The 16,185-nt window shown below is 45.2% G+C and carries 14 protein-coding genes; 12 read left to right on the plus strand and 2 right to left on the minus strand.

The window, feature by feature from the left end; genetic code table 11:
* Window positions 1-160 precede the first annotated feature (160 nt).
* The 8 genes from bchL to JGK07_RS18000 all read left to right on the plus strand — a co-directional run bounded on the left by bchL (window position 161) and on the right by JGK07_RS18000 (window position 9,882).
* Window positions 161-1,027 (plus strand): ferredoxin:protochlorophyllide reductase (ATP-dependent) iron-sulfur ATP-binding protein, encoded by an 867-nt coding sequence (bchL, locus tag JGK07_RS17965; protein WP_265237962.1) that lies wholly within the window; start codon window positions 161-163, stop codon window positions 1,025-1,027.
* Between the two features lie 34 nt (window positions 1,028-1,061).
* A complete protein-coding gene (locus JGK07_RS17970) occupies window positions 1,062-2,504 on the plus strand; it encodes a DUF5331 domain-containing protein (protein ID WP_293190520.1) in 1,443 nt (480 codons plus the stop codon).
* 395 nt (window positions 2,505-2,899) lie between these two features.
* Window positions 2,900-4,309: a ferredoxin:protochlorophyllide reductase (ATP-dependent) subunit N gene (locus JGK07_RS17975; protein ID WP_293226189.1), complete on the plus strand. Its 1,410-nt coding sequence runs from the start codon at window positions 2,900-2,902 to the stop codon at window positions 4,307-4,309.
* A 430-nt stretch (window positions 4,310-4,739) separates the two neighbouring features.
* Window positions 4,740-5,369, plus strand: a complete 630-nt coding sequence (locus JGK07_RS17980; protein ID WP_293183225.1) for a hypothetical protein — start codon at window positions 4,740-4,742, stop codon at window positions 5,367-5,369.
* Window positions 5,366-6,820 carry a 7-cyano-7-deazaguanine synthase gene (locus tag JGK07_RS17985; RefSeq protein WP_293183227.1) on the plus strand — a complete coding sequence of 485 codons (1,455 nt, stop codon included), beginning with the start codon at window positions 5,366-5,368 and terminating at the stop codon, window positions 6,818-6,820. The genes JGK07_RS17980 and JGK07_RS17985 overlap by 4 nt, the downstream gene beginning before the upstream one ends.
* Before the next feature lie 16 nt (window positions 6,821-6,836).
* Window positions 6,837-8,036 (plus strand): XRE family transcriptional regulator, encoded by a 1,200-nt coding sequence (locus JGK07_RS17990; protein WP_293183229.1) that lies wholly within the window; start codon window positions 6,837-6,839, stop codon window positions 8,034-8,036.
* 16 nt (window positions 8,037-8,052) lie between these two features.
* Complete coding sequence (locus JGK07_RS17995) at window positions 8,053-8,601, plus strand: hypothetical protein (RefSeq protein ID WP_293183231.1); 549 nt, start codon at window positions 8,053-8,055, stop codon at window positions 8,599-8,601.
* A 222-nt stretch (window positions 8,602-8,823) separates the two neighbouring features.
* A complete protein-coding gene (locus JGK07_RS18000; protein ID WP_293183233.1) occupies window positions 8,824-9,882 on the plus strand; it encodes a hypothetical protein in 1,059 nt (352 codons plus the stop codon).
* 144 nt (window positions 9,883-10,026) lie between these two features.
* Here the strand turns inward: JGK07_RS18000 and JGK07_RS18005 are convergent, their stop codons facing one another.
* Both JGK07_RS18005 and JGK07_RS18010 read right to left on the minus strand, forming a co-directional pair.
* On the minus strand, window positions 10,027-11,514 hold the full coding sequence (locus JGK07_RS18005; RefSeq protein ID WP_293226193.1) for a DUF5009 domain-containing protein: 1,488 nt from the start codon (window positions 11,512-11,514) through the stop codon (window positions 10,027-10,029).
* A 36-nt stretch (window positions 11,515-11,550) separates the two neighbouring features.
* Window positions 11,551-12,432 (minus strand): polysaccharide deacetylase family protein, encoded by an 882-nt coding sequence (locus JGK07_RS18010; RefSeq protein WP_293226196.1) that lies wholly within the window; start codon window positions 12,430-12,432, stop codon window positions 11,551-11,553.
* A gap of 90 nt (window positions 12,433-12,522) precedes the next feature.
* Between JGK07_RS18010 and JGK07_RS18015 the strand changes: the two genes are divergently transcribed.
* The 4 genes from JGK07_RS18015 to JGK07_RS18030 all read left to right on the plus strand — a co-directional run bounded on the left by JGK07_RS18015 (window position 12,523) and on the right by JGK07_RS18030 (window position 16,033).
* Entirely contained in the window at window positions 12,523-12,690 is a 168-nt protein-coding gene (locus JGK07_RS18015; RefSeq protein ID WP_293183239.1) for a hypothetical protein, read from the plus strand.
* Window positions 12,691-12,764: 74 nt separating this feature from the next.
* Window positions 12,765-13,493 (plus strand): glycosyltransferase, encoded by a 729-nt coding sequence (locus JGK07_RS18020; protein ID WP_293207094.1) that lies wholly within the window; start codon window positions 12,765-12,767, stop codon window positions 13,491-13,493.
* Entirely contained in the window at window positions 13,486-14,280 is a 795-nt protein-coding gene (locus tag JGK07_RS18025) for a polysaccharide deacetylase family protein (RefSeq protein WP_293196892.1), read from the plus strand. Before JGK07_RS18020 ends, JGK07_RS18025 begins: the two co-directional genes overlap by 8 nt.
* Before the next feature lie 124 nt (window positions 14,281-14,404).
* The gene (locus JGK07_RS18030) at window positions 14,405-16,033 is read left to right on the plus strand and encodes a DUF2079 domain-containing protein (RefSeq protein ID WP_293196893.1); all 1,629 of its coding nucleotides are present in this window, start codon (window positions 14,405-14,407) and stop codon (window positions 16,031-16,033) included.
* Window positions 16,034-16,185 lie beyond the last annotated feature (152 nt).

Genomic DNA, 16,185 nt, shown 5'->3' on the forward strand with positions numbered 1-16,185 from the left:
GCCAAAAAGAATGACCACTTTTGAGGTGCCAAGGTTTTCTTTTGTATGCTGAGTCCACGTTTGTCCAATTAATTGGCGATTAGAGGCGTAGCGATCGCAACATCAAAGCGTCAAACCCCAGCCCGATCGTTTTGATAGAAACCTATAGGAGAAAAAAAGAGTGAAACTCGCAGTTTACGGAAAAGGTGGAATTGGCAAATCGACAACAAGCTGCAACATCTCCGTTGCCCTAGCCAAACGCGGCAAGAAAGTTTTGCAAATCGGTTGCGATCCAAAGCACGACAGCACATTTACCCTCACGGGCTTCTTGATCCCCACAATTATTGACACCCTTCAGGAAAAGGACTATCACTACGAAGACGTTTGGCCCGAAGATGTCATCTACAAAGGCTACGGCGGCGTTGACTGCGTAGAAGCAGGCGGCCCGCCCGCAGGAGCTGGTTGCGGCGGCTACGTAGTCGGAGAGACCGTTAAACTGCTCAAAGAACTCAACGCCTTTGAGGAATACGACATCATCCTGTTCGACGTACTCGGCGACGTAGTGTGCGGCGGTTTTGCTGCCCCATTGAACTACGCCGACTACTGCATGATTGTGACCGACAACGGATTCGACGCATTATTTGCAGCCAACCGCATCGCCGCCTCAGTTCGCGAAAAAGCCCGCACTCACCCGTTGCGCCTCGCCGGTCTAATTGGCAACCGCACCTCCAAGCGCGATTTGATCGACAAGTACATCGACACTGTACCCATGCCAGTGCTCGAAGTCCTGCCGCTAATTGAAGACATCCGCGTTTCTCGCGTCAAAGGCAAGACTTTGTTTGAGATGGCCGAGAGCGATCCCTCCCTCAACTACGTCTGCGATTACTACCTCAACATCGCCGACCAAATTTTGGCAATGCCCGAAGGAGTAGTGCCCAACGACACGCCCGATCGCGAATTATTCTCCTTGTTGTCAGATTTTTATCTAAATCCTGTGCAACCAGTGGTCAAGAAGGAGGAAGATGAGCTAGACCTGATGATGGTTTAATAGGTCTAGCGATCAGGATGAGGATAAAGAGGTTATGGCTTTTTTTGATACTTTTTCAGTTGCTCTCAAACAGAAGTGGTTGGACTACTACCAGGCAAATCGGACTTGGCTGCTCCTGCACATGACGGCTGACAACACGGTCGCCACACCCGACGGCGGGAAAAGGCCTGTTTCTTACCTCATCCTGGGAATTGCGGCTGCCCTGGAGCCGGAACTCCAGCAATTAATGCTGCCCTTCTCAAAACTCAAGCCGGATGCAGACAGCCTGATCGAAGTCTTGGGTCTAAATTTTGACCCGGATCTAGCACTGGGTATGCCTTCAAGTACCGTGCCACAGGTAGCCGGTCAACCTCCAACTGCAACTGCTGCACCCGCAGCCGCTCCAACTGCAACTGCTGCACCCGCAGCCACTCCAACTGCAACTGCTGCACCCGCAGCCGCTCCAACTGCAACTGCTGCACCCGCAGCCGCTCCAACTGCAACTGCTGCACCCGCAGCCGCTCCAACTGCTGATGCCAAATCTAATAAATTAGGCGGTGCGGCGTTAACAGCAGCCGGAGTAGTCGCCGGAGTCGCCGGAGTCGCTGGTCTGGCTGCTGCTGTTAACGCACTGAGACCGGATGAGGAAGAAGCAGTCTCTGACTTCGACATGGACGAGGACGAAGCAGAATCTATCTCCGACTTCGACATGGACGAGGACGAGGCAGAATCTATCTCCGACTTCGACATGGACGAGGATGAGGAAGAATCTGTCTCCGACTTCGACATGGACGAGGATGAGGAAGAAGAAGCCTCGGCTTTGGACGGTCTCGCTCTCGGGGACGATGAGGAAGACGGCATATCAGACTTTGATATGAGCGAGGATGAGGAAGACGGCATATCTGGCTTCGATATGGGCGAGGATGAGGAAGACGCCATATCAGACTTCGATATGGGCGATGACGAGGAAGATGAAGCCTCAGCTTTGGGCGGTCTCGACCTCGACGATGAGGAAGATGAAGCCTCAGCTTTGGGCGGTCTCGACCTCGATGATGAGGAAGATGAAGCCTCAGCTTTGGGCGGTCTCGACCTCGACGATGAGGAAGATGAAGGCTCGGCTTTGGGCGGTCTCGACCTCGATGACGAGGAAGATGAAGCCTCAGAATTTGGGACTTTGACCTCTGGGGATCTCGAAGCGGGGATATCCGATCCGTTTGGGGAAGAAGATGCAGAGTTTGTCGCCGAAGCAATACCCGATCCGTTTGGGGCTACGACCTCAGATGACCTAGATATGGATCTGGGCGACTTGGACGAAGATGGTCTTGACGATTTCTCTGTATCTGATGACGATGACCTCGACGAACTCGGACTAGACGATTTGGGGGAAGCAACTACCGGAGATCCTGATGAAGATGATTTAGATGCTCTAGGTCTCGGTGATTTGGATTCTGATGATGAGGATGAAGAGATTTCGGGCTTTTTGTCGGATTTTAAGTAAGGTTGTTGCGATCGCCAAAGTCTATCCTAGTCGGGAGTTTTCCCGCCTATTTGTGAGTTGTGAGTTGCGAGTTGTTAAATTTTAATTGTTAAATTTTAATTGACTCAAACTCACAACCACCAAAATGGTTTTTAGCTTAGCGAGTTGAAAAACACTAAATCCCTGCTGTGAGGGATTACAAGCCCTCGCGCAGAATTTTTGAGCTGGAATTTTAGATGCTGCTGCTGCGAAAATATTCAGTTTGCTGCATCTATTTTTCACAGGAATTACGCCAAAACCAGGTATTTCTATTATTGTTCTGCGATCGCGCGATCGCCAAATACAGCTATTTCCTCGCTAGCCTAGCCTGGGAAAGTTCAAGACGAAAAACAATTTAAATGGAGAACATTTGAAATATGACTGCAATTACGACTACTGAGCCAGAAGCTTTAAACTTTGAATGCGAAACTGGTAATTATCACACATTTTGTCCGATTAGCTGCGTAGCTTGGCTTTATCAAAAAATTGAAGATAGCTTTTTCCTAGTCATCGGTACCAAAACTTGCGGCTACTTCTTGCAAAACGCCATGGGCGTGATGATTTTTGCCGAACCGCGCTATGCGATGGCTGAGTTGGAAGAAGGCGACATTTCCGCTCAATTAAACGATTTTGATGAGTTGAAGCGGCTGTGCTTGCAAATTAAGCGCGATCGTAACCCCAGCGTAATTGTCTGGATCGGCACTTGCACCACCGAAATCATCAAAATGGACTTAGAAGGCTTGGCGCCGAAGCTGGAAGCCGAAATTGGCATTCCCATCGTCACAGCCCGCGCTAACGGCTTGGATTACGCCTTTACTCAAGGTGAAGATACAGTTTTGGCGGCGATGGCTGCTAAATGCCCTGAGAAAGCGCCAGTGATGGAATCTCAGAAAGTAGAACGCAACGCCATCTCTCAACTGCTGAATTTCGGCAAGAAAAAAGAGGAAGTTGCAGCAGATGAATCGGAATATGTCAAGCACACACCGCTGGTACTTTTCGGTTCTTTGCCCGATCCGGTTGTGACTCAGCTAACCTTAGAATTGAAGAAGCAAGGCATCAAAGTTTCTGGTTGGCTTCCTTCCAAACGCTACACTGAATTGCCAGTTCTGGAAGAAGGTTATTATGTATCTGGCATGAATCCGTTCTTGTCCCGTACCGCTTCGACGTTGATGCGCCGTCGTAAGTGTAAGCTAATTGGTGCTCCATTCCCGATCGGGCCAGACGGAACTCGCGCTTGGATTGAAAAGATTTGCTCTGTACTCAACATTGAACCAAAAGGTTTAGACGAACGGGAAGCACAAATCTGGGCTGGTTTAGAAGATTATCTGCAAATCATTCGCGGCAAATCAGTCTTCTTCATGGGCGACAACTTGCTAGAAATTTCTTTAGCAAGATTCTTGATTCGCTGTGGCATGACTTGCCCAGAAATCGGCATTCCTTACATGGACAAACGCTATCAAGCAGCCGAATTAGCTTTGTTAGAAAAGACTTGTCACGAGATGGGAGTTCCTAATCCTCGGATTGTCGAAAAACCAGACAATTACAATCAGCTACAGCGGATTTACGCGCAGAATATCGACTTGGTGATTACCGGTATGGCCCACGCTAATCCTTTGGAAGCGCGGGGAATTAATACTAAGTGGTCAGTTGAGTTTACTTTCGCTCAGATTCACGGCTTTGGGAATGCGCGGGATATTTTGGAGTTGGTGACTCGTCCGCTGCGCCGGAATAATTCGCTGAAGGATTTGGGTTGGGGTGATTTGGTGAAGAAAGAAGCGAAGGTTTAGTCGTTTTTAGGGTTGAATTCAAAACCCGGTTTCTCCAAGAAACCGGGTTTTTCTGTCTTGAACCTACTTCTCTACAAGCCTCACTTTTTCATTGACGATCGATCGCCAGATCGCACCTTTTTTGATGTTTATCCACTCAAAGCCTTGCAGAGTAAGCTTTTAAGATTTTTTGTCATCGGTTAGGTTGAACCTATTTTCCAGCCTCCCCGTTAAATTAGTACGATCGCCCGTCTGTTGCTGCGAGGTGGGGGATTGGGTGCGCGATCGAGTACCACTGATGCCCTTCCTCATCTCCGAGTGTGGGCTATACCCAATCTTGGGAACCTCCATTCTGACATTTACTACTTTTGGGCGCAGTAATACTTGACATTGTCAGAAAAATGAGCTAACTTGATCATACAAGCAAACTCCGAGCCTTGGAGGTTCCACCATGCCCGACGGAGATATCGTTCACAGTCAGCTTTCGTGGTTTTACCAGAATCCGTATAAGTTGCTTTGTGAAGGAAAAGATAACAACAGTGAATATGCTTGGGTTGTGAAGGGTGCTGTGATACGGGACATCAAGAAAAACTACGGTATTGGGATCGCATACGCCAAGCAAATCGGGGAGATGTTCAGACAGGCGATGGAAAATGCAGACCAGAATAGCTCTGTGAATTGGGCTGCTTTAAGCATGGAGATCGATCGACAGGTAGGACAAGCGAAAGTTAAGCATCATGTCCAAGAACTACTGCGTCGTGCTGGTAAGGGAATCCTACATGAATTTCGCTATCACCATGCAGCAGAAACTAGCAATTTGCCGGAAGCTGTTGTAGAGCGATTCTTCCAGGAAGTGTACAAGGCAAAATTTGAGCAACGCATTCCCCTGACGCCTAATCACCATGCTGATGTTGATAACGCGACCATTACAGAGCGTGTTGAGTCTCTCCGTCCAGATATGTTGGCCGAAATCAGCAAATGGGCAAGCAAAGCTACTGCGGATGGAGATGTGAAAAACCTGCGAAGGTCTCCACGCAAAAAGGTGATAGAAATAAATAGGGATGAGGATGATCTGCGATGAACTACGAACCTTCGATTGAGCAGAAGCTTCACAACACTGATTACAGCGATTACACCTTGCACTTTGAACCTATATTGAACAGTAATGGGCGTGTGCGATTCATAGATCACTCTCAGGGCAAAGAGCTAACTGTTGGTATCAATCTGGATGATAAAGCATTCGGGTATCGGGTTCAGGCAGAGTTTCCAGCCCTCATTGCTGACCTCGTTGACCTCGCCGTTGCAATCCATGCTTCCGATCGCCTTGCGCCCCAAAATCTCAGAGAGAAGAAGCGTCGTCTTTTTGTGGTGCTTCCTGTCCGTCATCCAGAATTGTTAAGTGCCGAACCATTCAGAACAAAACTGGAAGACTTGCTGGAATGGGCGACTTGGAGCGAATGGGTTTTCGACTTTCAAGCAAGAGTCGCACCGGAACGTTTTGTTGAGCAACAATTAGTTTTTTTGTCAATAGTACCTCAATGCTGTGAAGTCGCGCTTTGGAGTGGTGGACTTGATGCTCTGGCGGGTTTGTACACTCGTCTTCGGATGTATCCAGAAAAGTCGTTCGTGCTGTTTGGAAGTGGTAGTAACAATAGTGTCTATGCCCGCCAGGGACGAGTAGGAAAAAAGGTTGAGTCTATATTCCCCGGTCGTTGTCATCTTTTCCGCGTCCCGATCCGCTTCCACGATAGCGATATGCAGCACAAGAACAAGCGTTCGCGTGCGCGAGGTGTTGTATTCACTCTGCTTGGTGCTGCGTGTGCATACCTTATGAATCGGCGGGTTATCTGTGTTTACGAGAATGGGATTGGGGCGATCAACCTTCCTTACCGTGCATCTGCTGTAGGACTGGATCACTCTCGCTCTGTTCACCCACTGACTTTACTTATGGTGAGCGATGTCGTCTCAGAACTTTTGGGAGAAGAATTCCGTGTGCAAAACCCATTTCTGTTCTGGACTAAAGCCAAAATGTGCAAAACATTGGCTGAAGAAGGGAGAAACGACTTACCGTCGCTAACTATGTCATGCGACAGCCCACATCGCCAGCAGCCGATTCAGTGTGGTTACTGCTCCTCTTGTTTGTTAAGACGACAGTCGCTTGCGGCTAACGATCTAGAAGATCTAACCCGTTACGTAGTGTTCCACGGAAAGCGCCCGCCCAAGGAATCCAGTTTGCATCTGGCTCATATGCTTGTGCAGGTTAACACCCTCCGCAGCTTGCTCAATGTATCAGATGAAATGGGTCTTCAGTGGGAAGCTTTAACCCGAGAGTTTTCAGACCTAGATGATATCGTCGATCGCGGCGCTGGGGCAGAAAGCCTACAGCCCGCTGATATGCGGAGCCACCTGATTCAGCTTTATCGAAACTATGTTTCTGAATGGGATACAGTCAAATCCCAAATTGCGGTTGACCAGTTGAATCAACATGGCAAACAGCAGGTATTGAACAGACACGCAGTCAAAGCTCAGTAAAGTTGAGGAAAAATGTATGACTACCAACATCCTTGACAACATCGATCTGCGAACGCTTGGGGAACTCCTTCAACAGGCACGTAAAAAATGCGGTATGACTCAGTCTGATGCGGCTAACATCATTGATGTTGCACGTACCACTATAGTTGCGATCGAGAAAGGAGAGCGTCGCATTAAGGCAACCGAACTGATTAAACTCGCCCGCGCCTACGGGCGATCCGTTAGTGACTTTGTTCGATCTCGTCCCGTAATCCAACCTTTTGAGATGCAATTCCGAGCTGCCTACCAGCGCAGTGAGGGAGAAGAGGTACAGATTGAACCAGCAATTCAGCAGCTAGAGGAGTTGTGTCGGAATTACCTAGAGCTTGAAGAAATTATGTCCGCACCACTTCCCCAGAACTATCCTCCTGAGTGCGAGGTGACTAATATGCCACTCAAGGCTAGTGCCGAGAGCATAGCAGTTGCAGAGCGCCAGCGCCTTGGGCTTGGAGATGGGCCTATTTTACGTCTGCGGGACATTTTAGAGCAGGATGTGGGACTTCGCATCTTTTATCTAAAAATGCCACCAAAATACTCGGGGATTTACAGCTACGATGAACGACTTGGCGGTTGCATAGCAATCAATGCTAACCATCCAGAGGAGCGGCGGCGTTGGTCGCTGGCTCACGAATACCTTCACTTTCTCGCACATCGGCGAAAAGCTGTGTTGGAATTTGAAGGTCAGTATCAGCGAGTTCCAGAGAGCGAGCGACTGGCCGACACTTTCCCAAAATATTTCCTGATGCCCACCAGCGGCTTGTTCAGGCGATTCAACGATATGTGCCGCACGCATGGCAAGTTTACTCCGACTCATCTATTCACACTAGCGCATTACTACGGTGTTTCCATAGAAGCGCTTGCTTATCGGTTAGAAGAAATGGAGCTTGTGCGGACTGGAACTTGGGAGCGATTGCGCGATCGTGGCTTGAAAGTTAGAAAGGTACAACAGGAGCTGGGCTTAGAAGATATCCCACAGCGCACTGATACTATCCCTCTCCACTATCAGCATCTCGCGATTGAGGCGTTGGATCAGGGACTGATTACAGAGAGTCGCTTTTCTGATTTCCTAAATGTCGATCGTCTGGAGGCCCGCCGCATTGCAGAAACATTGCGGGAACATTCAAGCGGAATGATGGAGGAAGCTTCTCATTTCGATCTGATCAATATGCAGGAGTAGTGGGAGAAGTCAAATTATGCAGATTGTTCACTCCCACCTTCTTCTTGATGCCTGTTGCGTTCTAAACTTTTGTGCTTCGGGTCAATTCCTGGCAATTCTGAAGTCTATTCCTGTTCAGGTTGCAGTCACCCAGGTTGTGCAAGAGTGCGAGTTAAAGACGCTCCAACGCCTTGAGGGAGAGGAAAATGATGGTGCGACACAATTCGAGGCAGCGATCGCACAAAGTTTACTTATAACCGTGGATTTTGAGTCTGAAGAGGAGGCAGAATCGTTTGTGAATTATGCTGCTATTTTAGGTGACGGCGAATCAGCGACCGGCGCGATCGCGGTTCACCGAGAATGGGCAATGGCGACGGATGATAAACGGGCGATATCGTTTTTTCGGAAAGAGACACCACAGATTCAGATTTTATCAACCCTAGAGATAGTTAAGCATTGGTCAGAGGAAGCAGGTGTTGATTCGCAAACACTACGCGATGTACTCAATTTAATTCGAGTTAAAGCGCGATATATGGCACCTAAAAGCGACCCTTTGCGAAGTTGGTGGAAAACGGCAATGAAGTGAGGCTAAAAGTTAAAGCTGAGCATTAGTTGAATGGCAGATATTAAAGAATTGAGGCGAGGGCGATAGTTTTTGGTTGACCACAAATTAGCTTTGATAATATAGTGCGATCGCCCTTTCCCCCAACCTTTGCAGAATCCCAGCCTACACGCCCGCAACACGATCGCCCAAAACGCCGCCTATAATCAAAACTAGCCCGAAATTCTCATCAATTGAGGAACCGCCATGAGTCGAGACAGCGAAAAAATCAGCTACTCAGAGAAAACAGAACGCCTCAAAGTCATCACCCAGTTTATCAAAACCGTGACACCGATGATTTGGACAGTTGTCATTATAGTAGTCATCATTCCCCTACTAGGCAACTTTCTAATCTCCAAATCCCTAACAAATACCGCAACCACAACAGTTGTAGTCTCCCCGCCCCACGACTTCAGCAAAATCAACCAAGACCTTAAAAACGCCATTCAAAAAGCCAATACAACAGCCGAGACTTTCGCATCAAAAGAATTGGACAAATGGGAAACCGAAGTAATAGCACGAGTAGACAACAGCTTCCTCGATTGGTACTTCGATTACTTCAACCAAAAAAAGATGGAGTTTACAGTACCTTTCAACTTCGTCAAATCCGCCGTACTCAACCGATTTGACATGACAGCAGCATCTCGCGCTGTTTCCGAAAAATTAACAGAAGACTTCCAAAGAGAATTTGCTAACCGCGTGCTGGTTCCCAAAAATGCTCAATTGAAATTTCAATTAATCACTCAAGATACTGCTAACTTGTACATAGCCGAAGTCAGCAAAAATGTCAAAGTAGTTCAAAACAACTATAACATCCCACAAGTACAGTGGGACAAATATCTGAACGACATTGCCACCACAATTAGCGACAAAGGAAACGTCTCAAATTTATCATTAAAAGTATTAGTTGGCGGCAGCGGTTACTTAATTGCTAAACCATTAATATTGGGAGTAGCAACCAAAGTCGGCAGCAAAGTTACAGCAAAAGTTGCCAGCAAAGCCGCCGCCAAAATAGCAACAAAAACAGGCGGTACAGTTGCAAGTCAGCTAGGAGTAGGTTTAATCGACCCGATTGTCGGTGTCGGGATTATCATGTGGGATTTGTGGGATTACAATCATACAGTCACAATAGAAAGACCAATTTTGCGCGAACACCTTGTAAGTTACTTGAAAGATGTCAAAAAATCCCTGTTAACCAATCCTGAAACTGGAATTATGGCAGCGATTTATCAATTAGAAAGTGGCATTTTAAAGTCACTTTCCTAGAAGTTACGCATGGGAGACCAAAAACCAGGTTTATGAACCCCGTGCGTAAGTCACGATCCATTCTCTCCCTCTGCGTCCTCTGTGTTCTCTGCGGTTAAATCATTCCGCTACAATAGCTGAAGATAAACTCGCCCTTTAATTAACTCACGTCCTCAAAAATAGTTTCAACCTCGTAAACATCACCACAATTAACGCTAAAATCGCCGTATATCCAAAGCCCCTCAAAAAACCCATAAACGGATCAGTTGAAGTCATCTCAATAATCACAGGTTCCCATTCATTTAACACCAGAATCGGCCAGATAATATTCGCAAATCCCGCATACCCAATCATCGGATTCACCCCGTTATCAATAAACAACTGCAAAAACCATCTCTTCTGAAACACATCGATAATTATCGTCAACCCAATTAACAGAAAAATCGCCATTCCAGTCGTTACAAAAAAGTAACTCATCGTCGCCGAATCTTTCTTAATTCCACCTTCATAAGGCTCAAACAGTAAACCCAGAAACAGCCAATAAAAACCCCATTTGTAAAGGCGGCTCAATACATTTTCCGTGACATTCCGAGGCTTTCTCAACAAAAGCAAACCGCACAAACACAGTACCACCGTCACTAAGGTCGTCTGCCACACCAATCTAGATTGCAGTCCAACTAACAAAACTAAATTGACAGCAAACATCAAAATCATAATGCTAAAATAGCGCCAACTTTTCCAGCTAGCATAAATCGCCTCTTCCGGCGAACGATACTCTATCCACCTTGCAAGTAAATCTCCAACAATCGTACCAGGAATCACTACAAACAAATACTTTAAATAATCAAATTGAAACAGCCAAGGTGCAGGAGAGTACAGCCAAATAGACTTAATCCAACCAGCATCATGAGAAGACAGGCGCGCCGCCAATAGCAAGCCCAAAAATCCGACTCGCAACCATACATTTGAACGAGTAAACAGCCAAATTATAGAACCAAAAACCGCTACATTTGCAAGTACCATCAAGATGATATCCTGGCGTTCAAAAGAAATTCCCCTACCATCGGGATATTTGATATTAGAGATGAAGCCAATTCCGGCACTCCAACCAGCAACTGTCATCGCTCGCCACAGCCAAGTTGACCATTTTTGTGGCCAGCGAACGTACATTAAAAATAATAGAAAAAACCCGCACAAAGCCAGCCACCACTTTTGCGGACTGGGTTCGTCGGGATTAATTGTAGTCGGGCGAATGTGCTGGAGAAATATGGCAAATGATGCTAATAAAAAGCCTCTTTGCAAAATAGAGAATATTACTTTTTTAAAATCCCCTCCCTTGGCGATGCGGCGCGACAAAGCTAGCGGTATCGCGGCGCCCATTGCAAACAAAAAGAAGGGGAAAACTAAGTCAACCCAGGTTAATCCTGGCAGTTTGTTATTGAAAATATGGTCTGGTGGTGGTAATTGGGCGTGATACATCCACGCTGGTAAGGTTTTGCGGGCTATTGTACCTGATAAAACCATTGCTAATACTGCTAGTCCGCGCAGCGCATCCAGTGCGTCGGCGCGTTGGGAAACGGCAGCAATTGCTAAGGGTTTTTGGTTTTCGATGCTATTTTGTGATTCCGATGTTGCGTGTTCCAATGCACTCACCAATTCTTCATTGAATAACTGTAAAAGCTGTATAGCTTATTTTTTGCCAATTAGTTTGTGTAGCCAGCTTCCTGAAGCTAGGCTGCTGAGTCTTTCTGCGGAGTGTTTTTTGTTGACTGTTAATCTCGAAATCCGGTATTTATTGGGTGGAAAAAACCGCAATTTTAATTTGAGACTGTCGTACAAGTATCCTGATGAGAAGTATTTGACGAGGTATTTGTCAACTTCTTTGTTGACTGCGCCAAAGGGGTAGGCTATGTGAGACGCAACTATTTGATTTGGATCTAAGTCTTTGGTGCATTTTCTGAGTCTAATTTGGTCTTGAGATAGTTCTCTGTCTAATGCTGTCATAGAAATTTTTGTAAGATTTTCGTGGTTCAGTCCGTGGGATTGAATGTCATAAAATCCTTTTTGCATTCCGTCTCTTAAGTCCTGACAAGTTACTTTTTTTATGAGTGAGTCTTGACGACCTAAAAAGCCGGAGTTGACAAATACAACTACTTTAGTTTTTCTGCTGTATTTATTTTCGAGTCTTTGTAAAATCGGGAGTAAGTGCGTATAAATGCTTTTGTTGCCATCGTCAAAGGTAATCATAACTTTTTTGCGATCGCGATATTCACTCGGCACCGGCTTTTTGGGATTGGCGATGAAATACTCGTAAAGCTCTTGGGTTGACAAAAACCAATAGTTCTGCCTAACTAAGTCCTCTAAAAAAGGTTCCAAGTTTTGCTGGCTGTAGTCGCCGGGAAAGTCTCGCCGCAGCGGCGGTATTTCCTGGGGATTCCGCAGGTCTACTATATCGTGAAAGCCGAAAATCGGAATTTCTACTGTGATGATTTCTAGGATTGCTTGATAGGTGATGAAAGTTAGGAGGAATGCTAGTAAAAATCTAATAATACGTTTTTTTCGGGGCGTCATACCGGGTTGAAAATACTCGGGCCATTTGTTAACTAAATAATTTATCATTGACAATTACAACCTCATAAGGTATATAGTTCAGGCGGTAGTATGACGGTTTTTCGAGTTCAGATGTTGGGAGTGTCTAGATTGTCGATCGCCCGTGTCGCCCCTAAAGATGAGCTAGGTCAAGCCTACCATGATACAATTTATGGCGATCGTACTTTTTCCGCAGCCCCCTTCAAACTTGACAAGATTTATTGTTGGCTAACTTTTTGACACCTGATGTCCTGTACTTGTGATTTCTTGCCCGAGGTGGTAGCATACTTCTGCGAAAGCGCGATCGAACAATAATGATGAAAATCGCAGTAATTCTGCCTGTTTACAACGAAGCAAATTGCATAGAGCCAACCTTTGACAGAATTTTAGAATTTACTCAAAAAAATCATGCTTACAATTTTATCATTGTTAATGACGGCTCGACCGACAATACACTGGAAATTATAGAAAACAAACTCAAAGCTTTTCCCACACATCACATAAAACTAATTTCTTACAGCAACCGTCAAGGCAAAGGGTATGCCGTCAAAAAAGGATGCGAAGATGCAGACGCCGACTGCATTTGCTTCATGGATGGCGACTTAGCATACTCCCTCGAACATCTCGAACCCTTAGTAGAAAAATTAGAAAAATTTGATGTCGTAATTGGTTGCCGAAATCTCGATCGAGACAACTTCCGAAATCTTACCTTACTCAGAAAAATAGCTGGCAAAATATTTAACTTAATTTCCAGAGCCATCCTGAATCTACCATATAGAGATATGCAAGCCGGACTCAAAGGCTTCAAGAAAATACCAGCCCAAGAAATATTTAAAAGACAAACAATTACCGGGTTTTCCTTTGATGCAGAACTGCTGTTTTTAGCTCACAAAAAAGGATATACAACTGGTGAGATACCCGCCCGAGTTTCACAAGAACATCTCTACAAACTTTCTCAAGTCAACATACTTAAAGATTCCCTAAAAATGCTGATCAGCTTGTTTAAAATTAGATACAACGACCGCGCAGGCTACTATGAATAAATCAATATTGTTGAGTTTTGATCTAGAAGAATTTGACATCCCCGAAGAATACGGTCAACGCCTGGAAGACGAGATTAAATTTGAAATATCTAGCCGAGGATTGTCAAATATTATTGCACTTCTCGACAGATTAGATATTACAGCCACATTTTTTGTCACAGCCAACTTTGCACTCAACAACCGAGATACAATCAGAGAACTATCAAAACACCACGAAATCGCCTCCCACGGCTTTTACCACTCTCAATTTAGCCTCGAAGATTTACAAAAATCAAAGCAAACCTTAGAAGAAATAACGAATACTCAAGTCACTGGATTCAGGATGGCAAGACTTCAGCCAGTTGACGACATAGAAATAGAAAAAGCAGGCTACGAATACAACTCCTCAATGAATCCTACTTACATCCCCGGCAGATACAATAATCTATCTAAATCCAGAACTGCATATTATACGAATAAACTGCTCAACCTTCCCATTTCAGTCACTCCTATGATCCGATTTCCGTTATTTTGGTTGAGCTTTAAAAACTTTCCTCTGTCAATGATACAATTGGCAACCAAGCTAACGCTAGAAACAGACTCGTATCTGAACATCTACTTTCACCCCTGGGAATTCACTGATATTTCCCAGTTTAAATTACCCGGTTATGTCAAAAAAGACTCAGGCAGCAAAATGGTTGATAAACTCGAAAAATACCTTACCAAGCTTAAAACCCAAGGCAAATTTATTTCTATTTCCGAATTTAAGCACAACTTCAGTCAACCAGGGCTTGATCGCTCCGACTAAAGAAACCGGGTTTTTCAACTCTTATTAAGGGTTTGAGCCAAGTATTTTGGCGAAAAACCCGGTTTCTGGCAACTTGTCGATAAGTCCTATCAACCTTAGAAAAAATATCGGTGCAGTAAAAAATATGAAATTCAAACCTCTCGACTCGTGGAACAATCAAACAGGATTTCGTCAAGTTACAATCCTAGCAGCGATTTTTTTTATATTAGTTTTAACTTTCAGCATAATTCGCTACGAAAGCTTCTTAGCATCCTACGATCACGGCCTATTTAACCAAGTATTTTGGAACAGCATACACGGCAGATTCTTTCAAAGTTCCCTGTCATCAGGCGCCTCCAGCGCCTCGCTGATAGACAGACAACTGTCATCTCCATCTTACATCCATTTAGGGCAACACTTCGTTATCAATTTTCTAATTTGGATGCCGATTTATGCCTTGTTTCCATCCCCTGTTACCCTGATAGTTTTGCAAGTAGCTTTAATCGCCGTCGCCGGAATAGTTTTGTATCTTTTAGCAAGACATTATCTATCTGTTCCCCTGTCGGTAATGATAGTAGCCAGTTATTACGGAGCAAATGGTGTAATAGGCCCGACGCTGGGAAATTTTTACGAACACTGCCAACTTCCTCTATTTATATTTAGTTTGCTGTTAGCTTTAGAAAAGCAAAAGTGGGTGTGGTTTTGGATTTTTGCAGCGCTGACGTTAGGAATTCGCGAAGAAACTGGAATTAGTTTGTTCGGAATCGGAGCTTATTTAATAGTAAGCCGCCGCTATCTGCGAGCCGGAATAGCGCTGTGCGTGTTGAGTTTTAGTTATGTTTCGCTGATTACCAATGTTGTGATGCCCATGTTTTCTGATGACAATTCCCGGCTTTACTTAGCTAATTTTTTTAGGAAATTCGTCAAAACAGAAAATCCGTCTACGCTGGAACTGCTGTGGGGGATTGTTACCCAACCTCAAATTATAATTGAGGTATTTTTTAACGATTTAGAAAGGCGGATCAGGTTTATTTTAGGTTTGTGGCTGCCGCTGGCATTTATACCTGTTGTTTCGCTGCCAGCTTGGATTATGTCAAGCTTTCCTTTGCTGGTTCTGCTGGTGCAAGTTTACAATAAATCAGCGACTTCTATCAATACTCGCTATACCTTAAGCGTGATTCCTTTACTGGTTTATGCTGTAATTTTATGGTGGTCGGAACATCCAGAAAGATTTAAACCGAGGCTGCACCGTTTTTGGATTGGATGTATTGGATTGTCGCTATTATTTACCTTGACTTCCAATCCCTATGGGGCTTTGTATTTTCTGTCGCCTTATTCTTTTAATCCTTTGGTTTATCAATCCTTGCCGGAGCAATTAGAACACGCCACAGACCTGCAAACCGTGCTAAAATTGATTCCGCAAGCTGCTAGCGTTTCGACAAGCGGTTACATAGTTTCTCACCTTTCGGGTCGCAGAAACCTCATCCGTTTAGAAATGATGCAGTTTCGAGATGAAGAGGGAAAGGTAGTCGATGTCGATTATGCGCTGTTAGATTTGTGGCAGTTGCAGCAGCATAATTTAAAAGTTCCGCTGGATCGGGGTAGAGTTAGGGGGGCAGTGCGTTTTACAGACGAAGCTCTGCGGAACGGTTCTTACGGAATTGCTGAAGTATTGGACGGAGTTGTTTTGGTTCAAAAAGGGATTACTTCTAAGCCGGAAGTTTTGGCGGCTTGGTCGAAATTGCGGCAGGAAATTCAACCGTTGATGAAATAGTCGGAAGAAATCGATCGCCCACAACGACTAAAATCAAATAAAATTGCCAAAAGGTCGATCGACCCCCGCCACGAGGCTATATTTGGATTCAAGGTTTGCTATACTCCAGAAATAGACACATATTAACCTTTGGAAAATCAATAGGCCGGAGC

The organism is Microcoleus sp. PH2017_24_DOB_U_A, from assembly GCF_020738205.1.
Classification (GTDB): Bacteria; Cyanobacteriota; Cyanobacteriia; order Cyanobacteriales; family Microcoleaceae; genus Microcoleus.

Bases quoted from the DNA above. Each gene is read 5' to 3' on its own strand.
- JGK07_RS18015 (WP_293183239.1), top strand. From the start codon at position 12,523: ATGACGGTTTTTCGAGTTCAGATGTTGGGAGTGTCTAGATTGTCGATC.
- JGK07_RS18020 (WP_293207094.1), top strand. From the start codon at position 12,765: ATGATGAAAATCGCAGTAATTCTGCCTGTTTACAACGAAGCAAATTGC.
- JGK07_RS17980 (WP_293183225.1), top strand. From the start codon at position 4,740: ATGCCCGACGGAGATATCGTTCACAGTCAGCTTTCGTGGTTTTACCAG.
- JGK07_RS17975 (WP_293226189.1), top strand. From the start codon at position 2,900: ATGACTGCAATTACGACTACTGAGCCAGAAGCTTTAAACTTTGAATGC.
- JGK07_RS18025 (WP_293196892.1), top strand. From the start codon at position 13,486: ATGAATAAATCAATATTGTTGAGTTTTGATCTAGAAGAATTTGACATC.
- JGK07_RS17970 (WP_293190520.1), top strand. From the start codon at position 1,062: ATGGCTTTTTTTGATACTTTTTCAGTTGCTCTCAAACAGAAGTGGTTG.
- JGK07_RS18010 (WP_293226196.1), bottom strand. From the start codon at position 12,432: ATGACGCCCCGAAAAAAACGTATTATTAGATTTTTACTAGCATTCCTC.
- JGK07_RS17985 (WP_293183227.1), top strand. From the start codon at position 5,366: ATGAACTACGAACCTTCGATTGAGCAGAAGCTTCACAACACTGATTAC.
- JGK07_RS17995 (WP_293183231.1), top strand. From the start codon at position 8,053: ATGCAGATTGTTCACTCCCACCTTCTTCTTGATGCCTGTTGCGTTCTA.
- JGK07_RS17990 (WP_293183229.1), top strand. From the start codon at position 6,837: ATGACTACCAACATCCTTGACAACATCGATCTGCGAACGCTTGGGGAA.
- JGK07_RS18000 (WP_293183233.1), top strand. From the start codon at position 8,824: ATGAGTCGAGACAGCGAAAAAATCAGCTACTCAGAGAAAACAGAACGC.
- JGK07_RS18030 (WP_293196893.1), top strand. From the start codon at position 14,405: ATGAAATTCAAACCTCTCGACTCGTGGAACAATCAAACAGGATTTCGT.